The sequence below is a fragment of the Nocardia sp. NPDC002869 genome (assembly GCF_046764065.1).
Classification (GTDB): domain Bacteria; phylum Actinomycetota; class Actinomycetes; order Mycobacteriales; family Mycobacteriaceae; genus Nocardia; species Nocardia rhamnosiphila.
The window spans coordinates 1-6,170 of the sequence record NZ_JBKOOL010000243.1 but is presented as its reverse complement, the minus strand read 5'-3'; the positions used below and the strand labels follow the sequence as shown (position 1 = coordinate 6,170).

At 69.7% G+C, this 6,170-nt stretch carries 6 protein-coding genes and 2 tRNA genes; 4 read left to right on the top strand and 4 right to left on the bottom strand.

Annotated features, from left to right (window positions below):
* Nucleotides 1-248: 248 nt before the first annotated feature.
* Genes ACLML9_RS27270 through ACLML9_RS27260 form a run of 3 tightly spaced genes read right to left on the bottom strand, consistent with a single transcriptional unit; the run spans nucleotide 249 to nucleotide 2,591 of the window.
* Nucleotides 249-968, bottom strand: a complete 720-nt coding sequence (locus ACLML9_RS27270; protein WP_411948193.1) for a maleylpyruvate isomerase family mycothiol-dependent enzyme — start codon at nucleotides 966-968, stop codon at nucleotides 249-251.
* A 28-nt stretch (nucleotides 969-996) separates the two neighbouring features.
* Nucleotides 997-1,461, bottom strand: coding sequence for a very short patch repair endonuclease (locus ACLML9_RS27265; protein WP_411948192.1), 465 nt, complete (start codon nucleotides 1,459-1,461; stop codon nucleotides 997-999).
* Nucleotides 1,458-2,591: a DNA cytosine methyltransferase gene (locus tag ACLML9_RS27260; protein WP_411948194.1), complete on the bottom strand. Its 1,134-nt coding sequence runs from the start codon at nucleotides 2,589-2,591 to the stop codon at nucleotides 1,458-1,460. The genes ACLML9_RS27265 and ACLML9_RS27260 overlap by 4 nt, the downstream gene beginning before the upstream one ends.
* Nucleotides 2,592-2,858: 267 nt before the next feature.
* On the opposite strand from ACLML9_RS27260, the gene ACLML9_RS27255 reads away from it, so the two are divergent.
* Nucleotides 2,859-3,935, top strand: a complete 1,077-nt coding sequence (locus ACLML9_RS27255) for an alpha/beta hydrolase (protein WP_411948191.1) — start codon at nucleotides 2,859-2,861, stop codon at nucleotides 3,933-3,935.
* Here ACLML9_RS27255 and hisC read toward each other — a convergent pair.
* A complete protein-coding gene (hisC, locus tag ACLML9_RS27250) occupies nucleotides 3,932-5,017 on the bottom strand; it encodes a histidinol-phosphate transaminase (RefSeq protein WP_411948190.1) in 1,086 nt (361 codons plus the stop codon). The two genes, ACLML9_RS27255 and hisC, sit on opposite strands and share 4 nt — an antisense overlap.
* Before the next feature lie 94 nt (nucleotides 5,018-5,111).
* Between hisC and ACLML9_RS27245 the strand changes: the two genes are divergently transcribed.
* The 3 genes from ACLML9_RS27245 to ACLML9_RS27235 all read left to right on the top strand — a co-directional run bounded on the left by ACLML9_RS27245 (nucleotide 5,112) and on the right by ACLML9_RS27235 (nucleotide 6,137).
* Nucleotides 5,112-5,846: a dienelactone hydrolase family protein gene (locus ACLML9_RS27245; protein ID WP_411948189.1), complete on the top strand. Its 735-nt coding sequence runs from the start codon at nucleotides 5,112-5,114 to the stop codon at nucleotides 5,844-5,846.
* 92 nt (nucleotides 5,847-5,938) lie between these two features.
* A tRNA-Ser gene (locus ACLML9_RS27240) sits at nucleotides 5,939-6,028 on the top strand.
* 36 nt (nucleotides 6,029-6,064) lie between these two features.
* A tRNA-Arg gene (locus ACLML9_RS27235) sits at nucleotides 6,065-6,137 on the top strand.
* The last annotated feature ends 33 nt before the right edge of the window (nucleotides 6,138-6,170 follow it).

Here is a 6,170-nt window from a genome sequence, read left to right as displayed (position 1 = left end):
GGCCGGCGTCCGCTGCGGACGCCGGCCGTTTCCTTTTCCGGGCTGTCACTCGACACCCGGAGACAGTCCGCTCAGCGTCCGGAGACAGTTTCGAGCCGGGCGGGCAACTCCACTCAGCGCCGAGCGGGCAGTTCCGAGCCGGGCATGCAGTCCCGCTCAGCCCCAGGCGGACAGTCCCGGCAGCGCCGGGCGGGCAGACCGCTCAGCGTCAGCGGGCAGCTCCGGCAGCGCCGGGCGGACAGACCCGCTCAGCGCCAAGCAGGCAGCTCCGGCAGCGGCCGCGGCAGCGCGCGGTCCGCGCCACGTCCCAGCAGCCAGGCCAGCAGGGCCGACGCCGGCCCCGCCACGACCTGCTCCGGTTCCCCCGCCCCGATGATCGCCGTGAAACCCGTATCGGTCGCATCGACGGCGAAGGGCCGCACCCCCGCGCGCCCGCCCAGGTCGACGGCGGCCTCGGCGAGCAGTTCGGCCACGAAATCGGCCGGCCAGTGCGTATGGGTGTAGCCGGCGTCCAGATCCAGGTGGTGGATCAGCACCTCCTGCCACCGCATCCACGGGATCCGGGTCGCCTCGATCGGGGTGCCCTGCCTGGTCCGGACCTCCACCCGCCACTGTTCGGCGGAGAGCACCCCGGCCATCCCGGTCAGCCGATCGGCCGACTCCACCAGATCGGCCCGTTGTTCGGCGAGCGGGCGCGGCGCACCCGCCTCGATATCGGAGTCCCGCAGCGCCGCACTGGCGTACTGCGGCGTCTCCACCCCGGTGTGCGCCCAGAGCAGCAGGTTGACCAGGCTGTCGGCATTGCGGGACAGATGGGTCAGGACATGGCCGCGGGACCAGCCCGGGAGCGCGGAGGGGGCGGCGACCGCCGCGTCGTCCAGAGTGTCGACGGTGGCGAGCAGCGCACGGGTGGCGTCGGTGACCGCCTGCGTCCGCGCGGTGAGCAGTTCGATGAAATCGCTGGGCACGCCTGACGACACTACTTCCGGGCTACGTCTATGTCCCAGCGGTTTCCGGGCCCGGCGGATCGGCGCCCAGGGCGGCCTGCACCCGGTCGGCGGCCCGCACCGGATCCTCGTGTTCCCAGATCCGGACGACCTGCCAGCCCGCCGCACGCAATGCCGTGTCGGTGGCCCGATCCCGTGCGACATTGCCGGCCAGTTTCTCCGCCCACCAGGCGGCATTGTTCTTCGGGTCGGTGGCGTGGTCGGGACAGCGGTGCCAGAAGCAGCCGTCCACATAGACCGCGATCCGCCGGCGCGGGAACACCACATCCGCGCGGCGCCGCTGCCCCCGGATCGGCGCGCGGTCCACGAAATAGCGCAGGCCCCGCCGGTGCAGTTCGCGGCGCAGAGCCAGTTCGGGGGCGGTGTGCGCGCGCCGCTGCCGCGACATCCGCGCGCTGGTCGCCGCGTCGGTCGGCGGGCGCCACGAGCCGGCGCCGGACGGGTCGCCGGTCATGCCGCCCAGCCTCCCATCCGATCCAGATGGGCCTGCACATCGTCGAGGAATCCGGCCGGGAAACGCAGCGACCCCATCCCGGTGCGGCGCAGGAAACCGGCGGTGGCCCGCGCCGACAGCAACTGTGTATCGGTGAGGAAGAAGCGCAGGTCCTCGTAGGGATCGTGCACGGGCCACGGTGAGATCGGCACCTCGAACGCCGCTCCGGCCCGCCCCCACGCCGCGCCCGGCCACGGACTGCCCGGCGGCAGCGGGATATGTCCCGGAATCGGCTCGGCCGGAGTACGCAACCGGGAGCCGACCCAGGCCGCCATCCGCACACTCACCGCATTGCCCACCAGTTTCCAGCGCTGCCCCGGCCGGAACCCCGGCGCGTCCAGCGCCGGTTCGGTCCAGCCGGGCGCGAAGCCCTGCAACCGCTCTCCGTCGGTGATGCCCGGCGTGACGATCTCCCCGGACGGCAGCCGCACCGCCGGCGGGCTGGCGATACCCAGACCCGAGCCGCCCTTCAAGGTCGGGACAGCGTTGACCACCCAGCCCAGGCCACGTACACCCTCGGTCCAGTAGAAACCGCACGGGTCGTGTTCCGGAGAACCCAGCAGCCGCGGGCCGGCGTCGTCGGCGAACAGCACCGTGCGCGGATCCTCGGTACGCGAGGCGAGCATGATCACCCGGTTGCGCCGCTGCGGCAGACCGAACGCCCGCGCGTCCACCACCCGGTAGGCCCAGGTGTAGCCGAGTTCGTCCAGGGCCGTGGTGATATGACGCATGGCGGCCCCGCGCCCGAGTTGCAGCATGAACGGCACGTTCTCGATGAGCAGCCAGCGCGGCCCGCGTTTGCGCCGGACCAGCCGGAACACATGGTCGACCAGACTCGATCGGGTTCCGGTGATACCCGCGGTGCGGCCCGCCTGCGACAGGTCCTGGCACGGAAAACCCGCGGCGACCAGTTCGGTATCCGGCGGCAGCGCACGTAAACGGGTGATATCGGTATGCACTTCGGCGTCGGGAAAGCGGCTCGCCAGCACCGCCTGTGCGCCCGGGTCGATTTCACAGAGCAACGTCGACTGCCATCCGTGCGCCGACAGCCCGAGTTCGAGTCCTCCGATCCCGGCGAAAAGCCCCACCATCCGCGCGCCCGTCACGAAGTTCCTCTCCATCCGGTCCGGCTCCGGAAGGGAGGTTACTCCGCGGATTCCGGCGGCTTCACCGGTCACGGGCGACCGGCCGGGCAGCCGTGAGATACGCCACCGTCACATATGTGCCCACCCCGCGAGTCGACAATGGCCGATCGAGAGTTACTCAGCGACAACGCCATAGAAAACCCTGTTCAGGGGTTTATCACTGGTGGTTTCGGATTCGCGGTCCGGGCCCGGCGGTCTGGCAGGATGGGCGCCATGAAGTTGCGTGTCGGTCTGGCCACCGTGGTGTCGGGCGCTTTCGCCCTGTCCGGTGCGATCCTGCCCGGCGCCGCGGCGGCCGTCCCCGAACCGCTGCACACCGCGCCCGCGCGGCCCGATACGGGTTCGGCCGAGGACCCCGGCCCGGTGGAGAAAGCCGAACCGGTCCCGGCGCCGCATGCCGCGATCGTTGGCACCGAACCGGTGAACGACCGGCTGATGCGGGTATTCGTCGATTCACCGGCCATGCACCGCACAGTGCAGGTGCTGGTGCTGCTGCCCACCGACCGGAGCACACCGCGCCCCACCGTCTACATGCTCGACGGCCGCAGCACCCAGCCGGACAGCAACAACTGGCTCGACCGCGGCAACGCCGCCCGGTTCTTCGCCGACAAACCGGTCAATGTGGTGTTCACCGTCGGCGGGCCCGCCAGTTTCTACACCGACTGGCAGCGCCCCGACCCGGTGCTCGGCGTCAACAAATGGGAGACCTTCCTCACCGAGGAACTGCCCCCGCTATTGGACGCCCAATTCTCCGGGAACGGCCGCAATGCCGTGATCGGCACCTCCATGGGCGCCGAGGCCGCGATGATGCTCGCCACCCGCAAACCCGACCTGTACGCGGCGGTCGGCGCGCACAGCGGGTGCTTCTCGACCGGCACCGACCTCGGCCAGGCCCAGGCCCGCGTGGTCGTCTCCACCTACAAGGGCGATCCGGAGAACATGTTCGGCGCCCCCGACGATCCGGCCTGGCTCGCCCACGATGTGACCCTGCACGCCGCCGCGCTGCGTGGCAAAGCGCTCTACCTGTCGGTAGGTAGCGGCCGCCCCGGTGTCCACGACACCCTCACCAACCCGGAAACCCCCACCAGCGTGGTGATGGGCGGCCCACTGGAGGCCGCCACCGATTTCTGCACCCGCCGCCTGGCCCAGCGCCTCGACACCCTGGGCATCACCTACACGGCCGATTTCCGCCCGACCGGCACCCACTCGTGGCCGTACTGGGCAGACGAACTGGTCACCTCCTGGCCTACCATCGCCGGCGGGCTCGGACTCGACCGAACCGCCGGTTAAGCACCCCCGGCGGCGAAGCGGGCCGCGGTCTCCGGATCGGTCGCGAAACGCAGGAACAGCTCGTTCTCGTGCGGATCACCCGCGGTCACCCGGACGCCCTCACCGGCGAAGGGCCGGATCAGCACACCCGCCGCCGCGCTCGCCTCCGCGAATTCGGTGGTCGCGTCGTCCAGCGTGATCCACAGGAAGTTCGATTCGCTCACCGGCACCCGGTAGCCCGCCGCCAGCAGCGCGGTACGCATCCGGTCGCGTTCGGCGATCACCGCCTCCGTGCGGTCCAGCAGTTCGTGGCGCGCTTCCAGCGAGGCGATGGCCGCGGCCTGCGCGACCCGGCTCACGCTGAACGGGATGTGCACCTTCAACAGCGCCGCGATTACCTCCGGCGCGCCCACCGCGTACCCGACCCGCAGCCCCGCCAGCCCGTAGGCCTTCGAGAAGGTCCGCAGCACAACCACATTCGGCCGGTTCCGGGCCAGCTCGACCCCGTCGGGATGATCACCGGGCGTCATCCTCAGGTACTCGTAGTACGCCTCGTCCAGAGCGATCAGGACATTGCCGGGCATCCGGTCCAGGAACCGCTCCAGTTCCGCCCGGCCTACGGCGGTGCCGGTCGGATTGTTCGGGTTGCATACGAACACCAGCCGGGTCCGCTCGGTGACGGCGGCGGCCAGCGCGTCCAGATCGTGCACATGATCGCGCAGCGGCACGGTCACCGCGGTCGCGTTGCCGACCTGGGTGATGATCGGATACGCCTCGAACGAACGCCACGCGTACAGCACCTCGTCGGCCGGGCCCGCGCAGGTGATCTGGACCAGCTCCTGGCACAGCGCCACACTCCCGCAACCGACCGCGATATTCGCCGGCTCGACGCCGAGGAACTGTGCCAGCGCCGCTCGCAGTTCGCCGGACTGATTGTCCGGGTAACGGTTGGCCAGTTCCACCGCCTCGGCGATGGCTTTGCTCGCGGCGGGCAGCGGACCGATGGTGGTCTCGTTGCTCGCCAGTTTGACCGCGCCGGGATGGCTGCGGCCGGGAACGTATGCCGGAATGGAATCGAGGTCCGGCCGAATGTGCGCGGTCACGTAACGAGCTTAGTTCCGGTCTCGATCGAGCCACGTTCGGGCTGCTCAACCGCTAATTCTCCCCGGTCCCGGGATATCGCCCTACGCTGGGAACATGTCGGGCACTTATGACGATATCGCGCTGCTGCGGCGCGGCGAACCGGAAGCGAACGGACGCGACCAAGAGCCGACAGGGGCTGTCACCAGCCCGAAAGCCGACGAACATGTGCCCATCACCGTCATCGAACCGGACGGTTACGCCCGCGGCGGAATCGTCCTGTTGCACGAGGCCCGGGAGTTCACCGGATCGTTGCTGGAGTTCATGCGCGCACTCGCGGGCGAGGGGTGGCTGGTCGTCGCACCGAACCTGTTCCACCGCGCCACCGCGTCGTCGTCCGGGGTGTACGGCGACGAACTGTTCGAGGATTTCGATGCCTGCTTCGACTGGCTCACCCACCGCGGTGTCTTCCCGGACTGCATCGGCGTGCTCGGTTTCGACACCGCCGGCACCGCGACCTTCCTCGTCGCCACCAACCGACCCGTCGGCGCCGCGGTGAGCGTCGGCGCCACCGGCATCTCCACACCCATCACCGAACAAGCCGAAGCACTGGTGGTGGCCGCACCACGCCTGCAGGCCCCGTGGCTGGGCCTGTTCGGCGCCGAGGCGGAGATATCCGCCGACGACATCGACGCCCTCCGCGATGCCGCCGCCACCGCCGCCACCGCCAGCCTCGTGGTCACCTACCCCGGTCAGCTCCACCGCGCCGACCACCCGGGCGGTGAGGACGGCGACGACCTGGTCGACTCCCGAACCCGTATTTTCGACTGGTTCGACAGCCACTTACGCTGATCGACCAGCCGTTTTGCAGTTTTCATACAGGCTCGGGTAGCCTTTCTGCTCGGCGGTCCGAAAGGACCGGCGCCCTCGAAGAGAAGGCTCCAGGAGGCGTGCCAGAGCGGCCGAATGGGACTCACTGCTAATGAGTTGTCCCTTCACGGGGACCGGAGGTTCAAATCCTCTCGCCTCCGCCACGCCCGGGAAACCGGGCGACAACTGAATACGCGTACGCGCCCGTAGCTCAACGGATAGAGCATCTGACTACGGATCAGAAGGTTAGGGGTTCGAATCCCTTCGGGCGCGTACGCGTATTCAGTTGTCGCCCGGTTTCCCGGG

What these genes read in the sequence shown, in the direction of transcription:
- ACLML9_RS27265 (WP_411948192.1), bottom strand. Translation starts at nt 1,461, where the DNA reads ATGACCGGCGACCCGTCCGGCGCCGGCTCGTGGCGCCCGCCGACCGAC.
- ACLML9_RS27260 (WP_411948194.1), bottom strand. Translation starts at nt 2,591, where the DNA reads ATGGTGGGGCTTTTCGCCGGGATCGGAGGACTCGAACTCGGGCTGTCG.
- ACLML9_RS27255 (WP_411948191.1), top strand. Translation starts at nt 2,859, where the DNA reads ATGAAGTTGCGTGTCGGTCTGGCCACCGTGGTGTCGGGCGCTTTCGCC.
- ACLML9_RS27245 (WP_411948189.1), top strand. Translation starts at nt 5,112, where the DNA reads ATGTCGGGCACTTATGACGATATCGCGCTGCTGCGGCGCGGCGAACCG.